We start from the raw sequence: 14,357 nt of genomic DNA on the forward strand, positions 1-14,357 counted from the left end.
AGGGACGCTTCACATGATCGATATTAACACGGCCTCGGCGGAGGAGATCGACGCGGTTCCGGAGCTTCAAGGCCATGGGTTCGAAGTGGTTCGCTATCGCGACGAGCGCGGTCGCTTCGACGCGTTGCGACAGTTGGAGGAGGTGCCGGGGCTGGCGGGCAAGATCGACGGGCTGGAAGCGGTCGTCCGGATCGGGTGACTGCTCTTGGAGCATCGAGCCGCTTATCGGGCTCACCCATTATCGTTCGTGCTGAGCGAAGTCGAAGCACCGGAGCCCCATGCCCTTCGACTTCGCGCAGGGCGGACGGATCAGGGTAAAGGCGAGGTGCTCAAGGCGGTCAGGGCTTAGGTCACCCTCCGTGACGCGCGAATACGCGGCGACCCGCGGGGCCGAACGCTACCACGTCATAGGGCTGCGCCTTCATGCCCGGCATCTCCATGCCCGGCGACCCCATCGGCATGCCCGCCACCGCGAGACCGCTCACGCCCTTGGGGCGCATCGCGAGCGCGCGCTTCATGTCGGCGATGGGCACATGGCCCTCGAAGGTCATTCCGTCGATCACCGCGGTGTGGCAGGAGGCGAGATCCGCCGGCACGCCGCGCGCCTTCATGAACGCCGGCCGCTTGGCATCGTCGACGACCCTCGCCGTCCGTCCGAACTGCGCTTTCACCTGCTCGACCCATTTCTCGCAGCACGGGCACCCGGGGTCGCGGTGCATGAGGACGGGGTCCGCCGCACCGGCCGCGATGGGGATCATGCCTGCGATGGCGACGGTCACAAGGTGAGTGAATTTCATGTCGGACTCCTCAAGCGGCCCCGCGACCCATCGGATCGCACCGGGCCACATTGCGCAGGCTTGTCGCGTCTTTCAACCCGGCGTCAGAACCATGACCGGATTCCCGCCACCACGCTGAAGCCGCCGGTACCGCTGCCGGCCGCACGGGCGAAGCGCGCGGTGTCGCCGAATTTGCGTTCCCATGACACGCCGACATAGGGGGCGAACTCACGCCGGATTTCATAGCGCAGGCGCAGCCCCGCCTCCGCGTCGGTCAGGCCCGATCCGACGCCGCTGGCGCGGAAGTCTTGCGCCGAAAGGTTCAGTTCGACCCGCGGTTGCAGGACGAGGCGCTGGATGATCCGCTGGTCGTAATAGCCTTCGAGCCGGCCGAAGACGTCACCTTTGTCCGACAGGAACAGCGCACCCTCGACATCGAACCAATAGGGCGCGAGGCCTTCGAAGCCGACCGTCGCATAGGTTCGATCCGGTCCCGGTGCGACGTCCTGTCGAACGCCCGCCTGGAGGTTGAAATAGGGACCGATGGCGCGGCTGTAGAGCGCCTGGACCTCGCCCCCGGCGCTGCCACGGAGCGTGCCTTCGCCCTCCGTCTTGAGCGTCAGGCGGTTGATGTCGCCGCCGTACCAGAACTCGGCGTCCCAATGATATCCGTCGCGGCCCTGCCGGACCTGCAGCTCGGCCAGATTGATCATGAGCTGCGAGAACGACATGCCGCCATGCTCGCGGCGCATGATGTCGCGGGCCGGTGTCATCGCATCCCGACCCCAGATCCGGTCGGCATAGGTGGCCTCGGGCGCGGCCGGCGCGGGCGCGTTCCCGGCGGGGAGGGCGGTGCCGCCGGTTCCCATGCCCATCGCAGGATCGGTTAGCGGAAGGGCTTTCGGAACGCAGTGGCCCATGGCCGCATGTTCGGGCGGACAGTTTGGATCGGTCTGCGGCCGCGTCGTCGGCGCAACGGGCGTAGCCGTGCAATGCCCCATCGCAGCATGTTCCGGTGAACAGGAAGAATTCGCAGCGGGTGCCGCCGAAGCTGTGGGGGAACCGGTCGTCGGCGTGCAATGCCCCATCGCGGCGTGCTCGGGCGTGCAGGCGGGGGCAGTCGCACCGCCCGCCGCGACGGCTGACCGCCGGGGGGCGGATCGCGCCGCGGGTTTCGTAGCCTTGCGAACAGGCGCTTTTGCCACGGGCTTGCGCGGCGCCGCCTTGGGCTTGGGCGCAGGCATGGTCATGCCCGGTATGTGCCCGGAATGGTCCATCGATTGAGCGGCCGCGGGAGAAGCCACCGCAAGCGCCATCACGCCGGCCGTGGCAAGGATCAGCCCCTTCATGCCGCCTCTCCCCCGCGCGGACGGACGGTGACGACTTGCATCATGCCCGCGTGCATGTGGTAAAGCATGTGGCAGTGGAAGGCCCAGTCGCCGACCGCGTCGGTCGTCACGTCGAACGTGGCAGTTCCGCCGGGCTGCACCTGGATGGTGTGCTTGCGCGGCGCATATTCGCCATGCCCCGTCACCAGTTCGAAGAAATGGCCGTGCAGGTGGATGGGGTGACCCATCATCGTATCGTTGACCAACGTCACGCGGACGCGTTCGTCCTTCAGGAACGGGATCGGCTTCTTCACCTCGCTCAGCTTCTCGCCATCGAACGCCCACATATAGCGTTCCATGTTGCCGGTCAGGTGGATGCGCAGCGCACGATCGGGTGCGCGGACGTCGGGATTGCGATCCACCGCCATCAGGTCGGTGTAGACGAGCACTTTGTGGCCGACGTCTTCCAGTCCTTGGCCCGGCTCACCCATGCGATCCACGGGCATCGGGGAGATCGTCTGGACGGTCGGCGTCTTCTTAACCTCGGGCGCGACCGAGAAATCGCGCATCGAATGGTTCATGCCGGCGTTCTGTCCCGAGGATGCGGCCCCGCCGGTCGCCGGGGTACAGTGGCCCATAGCAGCGTGTTCAGGCGCGCAGGCGTCGACGGCGGCTGCCGGAGCGACCGGCGCTGCGTGGCCCATGGCGGCGTGATCCATGCCGCCGTGATCCATTCCGGTCATCGATCCGCCCGAGCCATGGTTCATGCCACCCATGCCCATGTCCTTCATATCGGCGAGCGGACGGCGGCGCAGCGCAGGGACGGCAGCGGCCATGCCTTCGCGCGGGGCGAGGGTGGCGCGCGCCATGCCCGACCGGTCGACGCTTTCGCCGACGATGGTGTAGGCGCGGTCGTCGGCGGGTTCGACGATGACGTCATAGGTTTCGGCGACCGCGATCTGCATCTCGTCCACCGCTACCGGCCGGACGGGCAGGCCGTCAGCCTGGACGACGGTCATCTTGAGGCCGGGAATGCGGACGTTAAAGGTCGTCATTGCCGATGCGTTGATCAGCCGCAGCCGGACCCGCTCGCCGGGGCGGAACAGCCCGGTCCAGTTGTCGCGCGGACCGTGGCCGTTGACGAGATAGGTGTAGGTGCTGCCCGTCACGTCGGCGACGTCCGTCGGGTCCATGCGCATCGCGCCCCAGTCCCGGCGCTCCTTCGCGGACTGATCCTTGCCCGCGAGCAGGCCGGCCAGCGTCTGCTTCTGGAAGTTGAAATAGCCGCCTTGCTGCTTCAGCTTCGTGAAGATGATGTGCGGGTGCATCTGGCTGTGGTCGGACAGAACGACGACATGTTCGCGATCCGACCGGATCGGGTCTTCGCCCTTCGGGTCGATGACGATCGGGCCATAGTGGCCGAGCTGTTCCTGAAGCCCCGAATGGCTGTGATACCAATAGGTCCCCGACTGCACGACCGGGAATTCGTAGGTGAAGGTCGACCGCGGCTTGATGCCCGGAAAGCTGACGCCGGGCACGCCGTCCATGTGGAACGGCAGGATCAGTCCGTGCCAATGGATCGAGCTGTCTTCGTCGAGCGTGTTCTCGACGTGCAGGCGCACGGTCTGTCCCTCGCGTAGGCGGATGAGCGGGGCGGGGACCGTGCCGTTGATGCCGATCGCATGGCTCTGGCGCCCGTCGATCGTCATCATCTGGTGTGCGATGCGAAGGCGGATGTCCTCGCCCGACACGGTCGGCAGCGGCCGGGCGATACCGGCGGACACGGGCTGAGCCCAGGCGGGCAGCCAGGCCGACAGGGCGGCAGTGCCGCCGATGGCCATCGACCCGCGAAGCAGGCCGCGGCGGTTGATCGAAGAGGTCATTGGTCTTCCGGAAAAGTCTGTCGAACAGGATACGCATCGCAGGCGCCGAGCCCTTGCCCTGTAGGAGGCGTTTCGTGCGGAGCCGACACGGCGCCGAACGCTTAGCGGCCGAGATCGTCTCTCAGTTTTGCGCGCGCCCGGTACAGTCGCGTCTCCACCGTCTTCTCGCTGACGCCGAGGGCTTCACCCACCTCCGCCTGGGTCAGGCCATCGATCGTGCGCAGGACCAGCACTTCGCGCAGGTTCGCGGGCAACCGCTGGATGGCGGTTTCGACACGACGCAGCTCGGCCCGGTCGGCGACGGCGCTGTCGATGGCCGGGACGTCGTCGGGCACCTCGACCGGCTCGTCGGGCATCATCGCCGATATCAGCCGGCGGACGATCCGCCGCCGCCGCCAGTCGCGCGCCTTGTTGACCGCGATCCGCGTCAACCATGTCCGCATCGGCCGTTCGGTGTCGAATTTCGCGATGGCGGCATGGGCGGCGATGAAGGCGTCTTGGACGATGTCGACGGCCTCATCCTCATCGCCGGTCAACCGCGCCACCGTGCGATGCAGCGGCTGCTTATAGCGTCGCACGATCTCGCCGAACGCCGCCGCGTCGCCGGCACGGCTCAGCACCGCGAGGTCGCCGTCGCTGTGGTCGGCGAAGCCGGCGCTCACTGTGCGTCTTCGGTCAGCGCCTTCGTGATGGCGGCATCGAACTTGGTCGCCTGGTCGGGACGCAGCAGGCGGCGCATCGCGAAGACATGGGCCAGCGTCTCCTTTTGCAGCTCGCCCATCGTCTGGTGCGACGCATGGATCGCGGCGGTCACCTGCGGGCCGATGCGATGTTCCGCAGCGATGGCGCGCGCCAGACCGGCATTTTCCGCGCGCATCGCCGCCTCCAGCTGCTTGCGCCGCCCGGCGAAGCTCTGTTCGATCGCGTGGATCTGTCGATCCTGTTCGGGGTCGAGGTCGACCTGTTCGTGCAGCAGGCCGTGGAGTTCGCCGGTCGCTCGGGCGTCCGCCGGAAACAGGTGCCGTCCGACGCCCACCCCCGCGATCGCGGCGGCGAAGACGACGAATGCGGTGAGCAACAGCCGCCGCACGTTCATTCGGCGCCCAGCAGCAATGTGGACGGCGTCAACGGACTGGGCACTCCGAACGGGGCCACGACCTTCGCGCGAGCCTCCGGCGCGGGATAGACCACGCTGCCCACGCCCAGCAGCAAGGCGAAGGCCGCCCCTGCGATCGTCGTGCGCATGGCCGTCGTGCGCGCGGGCTGGTCGGCGATGATCGTCAGCACGCGCTCTTCCAACCCGTCGAGGCCGGGGTGAGGCTCGCGCCCGCCGATGCGGCCGAGCGCGGTATCGATGTCCATGTCCATTTCGTTCTTCCAGTCCGCTTCATCCTTACGCACGCCGGGCGCCTGTCCCTCATCGATCCGGGCGAACAAGGGGCGGGGGTGTCCGCTGCGTATGTCGATGGCATGGAGCATAGGAAATTGATGACGTTCCGCCACATGATCGTCCTGGCGACGCTCGCGATATCCGCGATGCCGGCGATGGCGCATCCCAAGCTGCTGTCCGCCTCACCGGCCGCCAATACGGCGGCGGCGAAGACCGGGACCGTGCGGCTGGTGTTCAACCAGCGCCTGGCGCCTGCAACATCGACGGCGACTCTCGTGATGACCGGCATGCCCGGCATGGCCAATCATCCCGACATGAAGATGCCCGTCTCGACCGCGATTGCGGCGGACGGCAAGACGATCGTCATGACCAGCGCAAAGCCGCTGCCGACCGGCACCTACCGCGTCGACTGGACGGTGGTCGGTGCGGATAGCCATAGGATCGCGGGCAAGCACGCCTTCTCGATCCGGTAGGCGCGATGGCGGGCCGGCGGCGGCGCTGTGCTCTTCCTCCCGCGTGCCGGCGGGCGATCGTGTCCATGATGGCGACTTCCCGCATGGCGCCGGGGGTCAAGATGTCTATACAACCATCATGGCTGATGCGGGCGCCAGTGCGGACGGGGCTTCCCCCCGGTATCGCGAGATCAAGGAATCGATCCTGGCGGATGTCAGGAGCGGCCGCTTGTCTTCCGGCGACCGGGTGCCGTCGGAGTCCGAGATCGTGGCGCGCTTCGGCGTCTCCCGGATGACTGCGAACCGGGCGCTACGCGAATTGACCGCCGCGGGCGTGCTGGTGCGCCGTGCCGGGTCCGGCACCTTCATCGCCGAGGCGAAGCCGATCGGTCACCTGATCGAGATCCGCAACATCGCGGACGAGGTCCGGTCCCGCGGTCACGCCTATCGGCCACGGGTGCTGCGCAACGCGGGGCTGCGCGCAGACGCGGAGACCGCGGCTCTGCTCGACGTCGCGATCGGCACCGCGATCTTCCACAGCCACATCGTGCATCACGAAGCCGAATTCCCGCTACAGCTCGAAGACCGTCTGGTGCTGGCGGAAGCCGCTCCGGGCTATGGGGACGAGGACTTCAACCACACGACGCCCAACGAGTATCTGACGCGGATCGCACCGATCGAACGGGTCGAGCACCGGGTGATGGCAAGGGTTCCGGACGAGGCGGTCCGGGGACTGCTGGGCATGACGCCGGGCGAGCCGACGTTGGTCATGATCCGGCGGACGTGGAGCGGCGGGCGGCTGGTGTCGCACGCGGTGCTGACCCACCCCGCCGACCGATATGAGCTGACCGCCAGCTTCGTCGTCGGCGCCGCCTAAGCTGCCCCCTCGACCCGCGATTTCGGTCGGGGGGTGAGCCAGCGGAAGTCGGTTTTCCGGAAGCTCTTGAAGAGCAGATAGAAGCCGGTCCCGGACAGCCACAGCACGCAGAAGGCGACGAAGATGATGAGCGGATGGTTGAAACTGCTGCGGTTCACATAGTCCATGTTGTGCAGCATCCAGAAGAAGTCCCAGGTTCGCCACGTATCGCCGCGCGTAACGAGGAGGCGCCCCGTCGTCGCCGAGATGTAGGCGCTGGTATTTTCAGGATCGAGAAAGTCGACGCGCCACATGGCGCCGGGGTGATCGCGCGCCTCCAGATTCGGTTTGGCGAGGAACGACACCCCTTTGACCTGCTTCAATATCCCGTGCGCGGCGACGTCGCTCGCCAGCTGGCGATCCACCGACACGCGCCGTCCCGTCGTCGCGTCGAGCAGGCGCGTTCCGGTGCCGTCGCTGACTTCATAGACCGGCCGGCCGGCGAGGTCGCGCAGCACGAGGCCGCTGACCGGACGCCCCGCCAGCATCGTCGCCAGATCGATCAGACCATCGGTGGATACGGGCATGACATGCATCGCGGGGCCGTCGTGGCCGCCGACTGCATCGGCATTCAGCAGGGCCATCATGGAGCCGCTGAGCGCCCACAGGATGAATTGCAGGCCCAGGATGAGGCCAACCCATTTGTGGATGCGGCGGAAGATCAGCGGCGAGAGACGGATGCGCTTCATGCCTTTGCCTTCTTCTTCCGCTTCGGGAACGACCAGAGGAGTAGCCAGGCGCCGCTGATCGCCATCGCGAATGCGCTCCAGGTGGCGACCCTGAGCAGCGGGTTGTTGACGTCGCTGCGCGTGTCATAGTCCATGATGTGCAGCATCCAGGCGAAATCGAAGACGCGCCAGAGCAGGTGCCGCTTCGCGACGAGTTCCCCGGTGAGCGGGGCGATGTAGAGCGTCGGCCGGTTCCAGCCCGCGAATTCGACCTGCCAATAGGGCGGCTTGCGCTTGCCCAGTTCCTGGACCGGGGTCGTCAGCCGGGTCGCACGAACGATCCGGGCGTCGCCGGAATAGAGGTCCGCGGCAATCCGGCGGACTTCGGCTTCGGTCAGCTCACTGAGCCGCGCACCCGTTCGCGCATCATAGGCGGACACGCCGTCTTCCGTCTGCACGCGCCAGACGGGCATGCCCAGCCGCTGTTGAAGCCGTACCTCCGTCGCCCCGATCGCGCCGACGCGGGCGGGCGGTATCAGCCCGGACGTCGGGATTGTCGCCACCGGCACCGCCTTGACCAGATGGTCCCCGTGGATCGTGTCGATATGCACGACGACCATGTAGAATCCGGTCAGCGTCCACAGCAGGACCTGAAGCCCGACGAATAGCGCCAGCCATTTGTGGACCCGCCGGACCGTCAGCGGCCATCTGATCGTCGCCATGCTCAGAACGCCGTGCGGACGCCGACGTAGAACCGGCGACGCAGCAGGTCATAGGTCATCGTGTCGGTATTTCCGTCGGTGAAGCTCGGGATATAGGGCGCCTGCGTGTCGAACAGATTGTCGACGCCGACCTGGAAGCGGGTCCGCTGGTCGATTTCGAAGGCGACCTGTGCGTTATGATAGAAGATGTCGGGCGTGCGATAGCCGATCGCGGTGGGCGCGGCGTTGAAATCCTGTGCCTTGCCGATCCATTGCGTCGACCAAGTGAAGGACACGCCGTCCTGACGCGCGGTCGCGACGCCATAGCCGCGCCACTTAGGATAGCCGCCGTTGCCGCCGCCGATCCGCCCGTCGAACACGATCGGCGCACCGCCGGGGAAGGGCTCGACCACATATTCGTCGAGATAGGTTGCATTCACATCGACCTGGAGTTGCAGACGGCCGACCGTGTGCGCGTAGACGAGGCCGAGATCGAGGCCCTTCATTCGTTCGCGCCCGGTGTTGATCGGCTGGGCCGACAAGCGCGTGATCTCGCCGGTCAGCGTGCTGCGGGTGAAGTCGCGGCAGAAGGGGCTGGAGAGGTTGGCGCTGTTGTAGCAGACCGCCAGCTTCGTCGATCCCGGAATGGCCCGGATCGCGCCGTCGATGTCGATGTCGAACCAGTCGGCGGTCAGCGAGAGACCCGGAACGATCCCGCGCGGCTGGATGACGGTGCCGAGCGTCCAGCTCTTCGACGTCTCGGGCTGAAGGTTCTGGTTGCCACCGACCGTCGTCAGGATCGTGGTGCCGAGCTGCACATAATTCGCCGGAACGCCCGACGCGCGGCAGTTGGCGACCAACGTCGCGTTGGTGCTGGTGCCGTAGCGGCTGCACGGATCGCTGGTCGTCAGATTGCCTTCCGACACGCCGCCGAACAGTTCGGGCACGTTTGGTACGCGGAATCCGGTGCCATAGGTGCCGCGGAAGCGCAGCCCTTCGGTGACCATCCAGTCGGCGCTGAACTTGTAGTTCCAGTCGCTCCCGAACAGGTCGTAATCGGAATAGCGCACCGCGCCGTCCAGCGTCAGCGACCGGACGAAGGGCGCGTTCGCCAGCACCGGGACCGACAGTTCGAGATACGCCTCCTTGGCCTTGGTCGCGCCGGAGATCGGCGACTGCTGGTTGGTGTTGGCGATGCCGGCGACGGTCAGCGGATCGGGGTTCCGCCAACCCTCTTCCTTGCGATAGGTGACGCCGGTCGCGAACGAGACCGGCCCGGCGGGCAGGCGGAACAGGCTGCCGGTCAAATCGGCGGTCAGCGAGAACAGCGAATTGCCGCCGGTGTCGCGCGAGGTGAACAGGATATAGTCCAGCACCTGCGGCGTCAGGTCGCCGAAGCCGAGATAGTCGGCGCACGGAATTGCCGCGCCCGCCGCGAAGCTGCACCGCGACGTGTCGAGCGAATAGCCGACGCGCTGAAGATTGGCGATGTTGGTCGATCCGTCGACCGCGGTATTGCGGCCGTAGGCGCCGGTCACTTCCCACGCCCAGTCGTTGACCAACTTCCCCCGGACGCCCGCCGTGCCTTGCCAGGTGTCGGTGCGCTGGAAGAATTGGCGCGGTCCCGGCTCGGCGAGGCGCCGCTGAACGAGGACGATGTTCTGGCCTGTCGGGTTGGTCGGGTTCGCCGCGGAGATCGACAGGTTGCGTAGTGTACCCGGCGTCGCGATCTGGTTCGACTTGCGGTGCGTGTAGAGGAATTCGCCGAACGCTTCGACCCCGTCGGTCAGGTCATAGTCGCCGAACACCGCGGTCGTGATGCGCTCGATCGGGCTGACCGCGTAGAGGAACGGGTTCGAATTGAAGTTGTGCTTGGCGGCGCTGTAGGGCTCGAAGAAATTGCCGTTGCCGCCGGGCACCTGGTTGAAATTGATCTGCTGTCCGTTCGGCAGGGCGGCGCGTCCGCCGATCGTCGAGGCGCTGTTGACGCAGGATAGCGTACCGCGCGTGGTCTCCGCCAGCGAACAGGGCGCGCGCGATGCCATGTTGACCGGCTCGGTCTTCTGATAGGTCGCCGCGGCCAGGATGCCGCCGCGCGAACCGCGTTCGCCGACCAGCAGGTCGATCGTATAATCGCCGCCGTCGCCGCGTTCCGTGATGCCGCTGCGCGCGCTGATGCCGATGCCGTCGTAATCGGTGCGGGTGACGAGGTTGACGACGCCCGCCATCGCGTCAGCACCGTAGATGGCGGACGCGCCGTCCTTGAGAACGTCGGTCCGCGCGAGCGCAACGACCGGGATCATGTTGAGATCGGGGGACGAGTTCGCACCTGTCCCGCCGGCGACCAGCCGGCGATTGTTCAGCAGGACGAGCGTGCGCTTGATACCCAGGCCGCGCAGATTGACCTGCGCCGTGCCATAGCCGTTGCCGGTCCAATAGGCGGACGTCTGGTTGCCTGCGAACCCGGCGTTCGCGGGCAGGCGCTGCAAAAGCGTCTCGACATTGACGATGCCGGTGTTCTGGATCTGCTCGGCCGACACGACCGTCGCGGGTCCCACGCCCGCGATGTCCTGCCGGCGGATACGGCTGCCCGTGACCGTGACGTCGCCGGTCGTGGACGCCGCCTCACCCGCTGCGTCCGTCTGCTGCGCCACGGGCGCGTCGGTGGTCTGGGCAGCGGCCGAAGCCGCCGTAAGGCAGGTTGCGGCGAGCAATGCCGGCACGAACTTCATGGATGTGTCCCCCGTCCATCGTTGGCGCGATGGAGTCGGATGAAGCATCATCTGTATATACAGGTCAAACGAAAAAATCGTTTATTTGTATATAGTTGCTTTCAATTTGCAGTCTTGCAACCCCATCAGCATACGCGTTGGCATAGGCTATCCCTCAGGCGGTCGCCATTTCGCAATAATCTTACGCGCGTGTGAAATCACGTTGCAGAATTGTCGGTGGCGAGTGGCGCGACACCGGTCGTTCGCGCGTCGCGATACCGGTTGGACTAGGCGTCCCGCGGGTCACGGTCTTTCCGGGTAGTTACCGTCCAGCTGGCATGCATCGCCCCTCATCACGCCAAGCCGCGGCTTAACGCCATCGGGTCGCGCACTGCCCATCCGATCTCCCGCAATCTGCTCCACGATCTGAAATGACGTGAGGCGAATCCCTTGTGCCCTCTGTCCCAACGGGATGGCGGGGGAGGGTGCGGCTAGGCAAATATACCGTGCCGGTGAAAATACATTAATCATAAACAACTGCTAATAATAATTCACCATGCAGACGGATCAATACTCAGACAGTAAACTCGGTGTTATTCTTAAAGAGCTGTTATTTGTCCCGTTAGCATGGCCGAAGCAATGGCCAGCGATTCAAGTAGCTTAGTGGCAGGCCATGCATTGGTAGTTTTGCTAGGTGCGTGAGCGGGTGCGAACCCCGCAGCTCACCGCGCAAAATCGTGAAAAATGCAGTTAGTCCTTTGTTTTTAGGTGCTTAGGCCTCCGGGGGGCAATCGGGTTCGCCCAGGCTGCGACGGCGGTGCAAGAGAAATATTCTCTAACACCGACAACGGCTTACAATGGTATTATGGTAATTATACCGTACCATTGAAGCCGTCGCATCAATATTACGACTTGCGGTAGGTTATGTTCGTAGCTATCCGCGTCGTGGGGGCAATTATCGATTGCAGGAAATAGTGGTGCACGCCGTATTGATTGGACGGCGACGCTATTACTTTGCCCGCAGGAGGTGATTTGCACAGATTTAGACGAGAGAGTTTCACAATGATCTATGCAATGATTGCCGCCATGCTGGTGGCATCCCCCAGCCAGGCCGCCGCACCGGCCGCCCCCGCTCCAACCCCGGCGCCCGCGCCGACGGTCGACCGCTACGGCGACTGGTCTTTGGTTTGCGCCGTCCGCAGCGGTTTGCCCCCGTGCGAGGTCGTGCAGGCCGTCCAGCGCAAGGACGACGGTGACAAGCTCCTGCGCTTCTCCTTCGCCTATGCCGGCAAGGACGATCGCTATGGAGTGCAGTATCAGGTCCCGCTCGGCGTCTTCGTACAGCCCGAGGCCCTGGTTCGTCTCGACGACAAGACCGACGTCCCGGGCTATCGCATCACCCGCTGCGAAGCGGACGGCTGCTACATCGACCGGGTCGTCACCCGCGCCGATCTGGCGCCGTTCTACGCAGCGCAGAAGGGTGTGATCGCGGTCGCCGACAAGACCGGTCAGGCTCTGGTCCTCCCGTTGTCCCTGAACGGTTTCGGCGACGCGATGAAGATCATGGTCAGCCGCAACGAGGCCTGGGCGCGCGCTCAGCCTGCCGCGGCATCGGCGTCGGCCGCGCAGCCTGCGAAGGCGAAGGGCCAAAAGCGGTGATCTTGGCCGTCGGCGTGCTCGCGGTGGCGCGGTTCCCCGCCGCCATCGTCTGCGCTGCCACGCCGTCCGGCCGCGATGGTGGCCTCTCTCCTTCGTCAAGTGAACGGTTGGTGTCGTGACCAAATTGATCTTCAAGTTTCTGCTCGCCGGGACGGCCTTGTCCAGCGCCGTACAGGTTTCCGCGCAGACTGCGGTCGAGCGTAACCTGCCGCCGGTGCCCAAGCCGGTCCCTTCCGCTGCCGAACTGCAGAATGTGCTGCCGGCGGATGTCGACGACACGCCGATCGGACCGGCGCTTCGGGCGGTAGTGCTGCTGAACCAAAGTGAAGCCCTGCGCGACGCGGGTTCGCTGTCCGACGGGGTGGTCGTCTCCGACGTTCCGGCGGTCGATCCGGTGGCGACGACGACTGCGCTGCGAAAGTTTCTCGGCAAGCCACTGTCGCGCCAGTTGATCGCACGCATCGAGGCCGAAATTGCGCGTCAATCACGTGTTGCCGGACGGCCCTTCGTCTCGCTGAGCGTGCCGGAGCAGGAGATCACCACCGGCGTCCTGCAACTTCGCGTGACCGAATTTCGGATCGGCAGCGTCGAGGTCAGGGGGCTGTCGCCCCGAATGGCGGCGTCGGTCAAGCGGCGGGTGCGGGCCGACCTCGACAGCCCGGTCAACAGCCGGGATCTGGGCGAGGATGTCGACTGGCTGAACCGGGATCCGTTCACGCCGGTTTCGGTACAGTTCGCTCCTGCCGCGCAGGCCGGAAAGACCGCGCTGACGCTCGTCTCCAGGCCGCCGGAGCCGGTGCGCGTCTACGCGGGCTGGTCTAATACCGGCGCTGAGTCGACCGGGCTCGATCGTATCTTCGTCGGCGCACTCGCCAAGCTGCCGCTGCTGCCGGGCGCCTATGCGTCGTACCAGCTTACCGGGAGCGACGATGCCTGGTTCCGCAAGCGCGACTTCCTGCCCGAGCAGCCGCGGTATCGCGCGCAGGGCGGCCGGGTCTATATCCCAACGGTTCCGCGCCAGAATATCGAGGCGACGGTCAGCGATGCGCTGACCAATCAAGTGATCAACAGGGATTTCTCCGTTCGCCAGCGGACGACCGAAGTGACGCTTGCCTATCGTTCGGCGCTGTCCGTTCTCGGCCTGCCGTCCGGTTCGGGCGATGTCGTCGTCGGGTTGGAAACCAAGCGTCAGCACCGCGTGGTCTTCTTCGGATCGCAGGTCGCCATCGATGCGTCCGCGGACATCTGGCAGGCGTTGGTCGGCTGGTCGAAGCAGTGGCAGAGCGCGACCGGCAGCCTGTCCGTCACGGCGAACGTTCACGCCAGCCCCGGCAATCCCGGGTCGGCGGCCAGCAACAGGCTGGCGGAATTTACCAACGGCCGCACAGCCGATGACCGCTACGCCTACGGGACGCTCGATGTCTCCGGCGTGAAGCAACTCCCCGCGCGTCTGACCTATGTCGGTCAGCTGTCGGTGCAATATGCCATCAGTGCCCTCCCGCTCCCGGCACAGCTGGGTCTGGGCGGTGAGGGTCTGGTGCGCGGTTATACCCCAGACGAAGGGGCGTTCGACCGTGGCGTCGTCACCCGCAACGAGCTGCGTCTGCCGGCCTTGGCGATCCCGCGCAATGCGGGCGCATCATTGTCACCCTACGTCTTCGTCGATGCCGCACGCGGGATCGACAACGCGACGCATCGCGCTGCGACCGTCGCGTCGGCGGGCCTCGGTGGAGACTATCGGGTGGGCGACACCCTGTCCCTCAGTGCGAATTCGGCCTGGGCGCTCCGTGACGGTGCGCGGACGCAGGCCGGCGAATGGCGCGCCCAGCTGCGCGCGACCCTAACCCTCTGATTTTAAAGAAAAGGTAAGTAT

At 65.8% G+C, this 14,357-nt stretch carries 14 protein-coding genes; 5 read left to right on the plus strand and 9 right to left on the minus strand.

The features are described 5' to 3' along the window. Positions 1–13: 13 nt before the first annotated feature. Positions 14–199 carry a helix-hairpin-helix domain-containing protein gene (locus ACFSC3_RS12075; protein WP_380940687.1) on the plus strand — a complete coding sequence of 62 codons (186 nt, stop codon included), beginning with the start codon at positions 14–16 and terminating at the stop codon, positions 197–199. 151 nt (positions 200–350) lie between these two features. On the opposite strand, the gene ACFSC3_RS12080 is transcribed toward ACFSC3_RS12075, so the two are convergent. The 6 genes from ACFSC3_RS12080 to ACFSC3_RS12105 all read right to left on the minus strand — a co-directional run bounded on the left by ACFSC3_RS12080 (position 351) and on the right by ACFSC3_RS12105 (position 5,388). Then, on the minus strand, positions 351–797 hold the full coding sequence (locus ACFSC3_RS12080; protein ID WP_380940688.1) for a DUF411 domain-containing protein: 447 nt from the start codon (positions 795–797) through the stop codon (positions 351–353). Between the two features lie 83 nt (positions 798–880). Further along, complete coding sequence (locus ACFSC3_RS12085) at positions 881–1,651, minus strand: copper resistance protein B (RefSeq protein WP_380940689.1); 771 nt, start codon at positions 1,649–1,651, stop codon at positions 881–883. A gap of 470 nt (positions 1,652–2,121) precedes the next feature. After that, entirely contained in the window at positions 2,122–3,987 is a 1,866-nt protein-coding gene (locus ACFSC3_RS12090) for a copper resistance system multicopper oxidase (protein WP_380940690.1), read from the minus strand. Positions 3,988–4,088: 101 nt separating this feature from the next. Beyond that, positions 4,089–4,649, minus strand: a complete 561-nt coding sequence (locus ACFSC3_RS12095; protein ID WP_380940691.1) for an RNA polymerase sigma factor — start codon at positions 4,647–4,649, stop codon at positions 4,089–4,091. Next, a complete protein-coding gene (locus ACFSC3_RS12100) occupies positions 4,646–5,083 on the minus strand; it encodes a periplasmic heavy metal sensor (protein WP_380940692.1) in 438 nt (145 codons plus the stop codon). Before ACFSC3_RS12100 ends, ACFSC3_RS12095 begins: the two co-directional genes overlap by 4 nt. Next, a complete protein-coding gene (locus ACFSC3_RS12105) occupies positions 5,080–5,388 on the minus strand; it encodes a hypothetical protein (protein ID WP_380940693.1) in 309 nt (102 codons plus the stop codon). The genes ACFSC3_RS12100 and ACFSC3_RS12105 overlap by 4 nt, the downstream gene beginning before the upstream one ends. A 45-nt stretch (positions 5,389–5,433) precedes the next feature. Between ACFSC3_RS12105 and ACFSC3_RS12110 the strand changes: the two genes are divergently transcribed. Both ACFSC3_RS12110 and hutC read left to right on the plus strand, forming a co-directional pair. Beyond that, positions 5,434–5,850 (plus strand): copper resistance protein CopC, encoded by a 417-nt coding sequence (locus ACFSC3_RS12110; RefSeq protein ID WP_380940694.1) that lies wholly within the window; start codon positions 5,434–5,436, stop codon positions 5,848–5,850. A 118-nt stretch (positions 5,851–5,968) separates the two neighbouring features. After that, positions 5,969–6,706: a histidine utilization repressor gene (gene hutC, locus ACFSC3_RS12115; RefSeq protein WP_380940695.1), complete on the plus strand. Its 738-nt coding sequence runs from the start codon at positions 5,969–5,971 to the stop codon at positions 6,704–6,706. On the opposite strand, the gene ACFSC3_RS12120 is transcribed toward hutC, so the two are convergent. From ACFSC3_RS12120 to ACFSC3_RS12130, 3 genes are read right to left on the minus strand one after another with little or no spacing between them, the layout of a single operon-like run. Then, entirely contained in the window at positions 6,703–7,434 is a 732-nt protein-coding gene (locus ACFSC3_RS12120; RefSeq protein WP_380940696.1) for a PepSY domain-containing protein, read from the minus strand. The two genes, hutC and ACFSC3_RS12120, sit on opposite strands and share 4 nt — an antisense overlap. Beyond that, a complete protein-coding gene (locus ACFSC3_RS12125; protein WP_380940697.1) occupies positions 7,431–8,135 on the minus strand; it encodes a DNA polymerase III subunit delta in 705 nt (234 codons plus the stop codon). The genes ACFSC3_RS12120 and ACFSC3_RS12125 overlap by 4 nt, the downstream gene beginning before the upstream one ends. Positions 8,136–8,137: 2 nt before the next feature. Then, positions 8,138–10,846, minus strand: coding sequence for a TonB-dependent receptor domain-containing protein (locus ACFSC3_RS12130; RefSeq protein ID WP_380940698.1), 2,709 nt, complete (start codon positions 10,844–10,846; stop codon positions 8,138–8,140). Between the two features lie 1,041 nt (positions 10,847–11,887). On the opposite strand from ACFSC3_RS12130, the gene ACFSC3_RS12135 reads away from it, so the two are divergent. Then, the gene (locus ACFSC3_RS12135) at positions 11,888–12,484 is read left to right on the plus strand and encodes an invasion associated locus B family protein (RefSeq protein WP_380940699.1); all 597 of its coding nucleotides are present in this window, start codon (positions 11,888–11,890) and stop codon (positions 12,482–12,484) included. A gap of 115 nt (positions 12,485–12,599) precedes the next feature. After that, positions 12,600–14,336: a ShlB/FhaC/HecB family hemolysin secretion/activation protein gene (locus tag ACFSC3_RS12140; RefSeq protein WP_380940700.1), complete on the plus strand. Its 1,737-nt coding sequence runs from the start codon at positions 12,600–12,602 to the stop codon at positions 14,334–14,336. Positions 14,337–14,357: the final 21 nt, after the last annotated feature.

Origin of the sequence: Sphingomonas floccifaciens (assembly GCF_042681125.1) — a bacterium.
Taxonomy (GTDB): domain Bacteria; phylum Pseudomonadota; class Alphaproteobacteria; order Sphingomonadales; family Sphingomonadaceae; genus Sphingomonas; species Sphingomonas floccifaciens.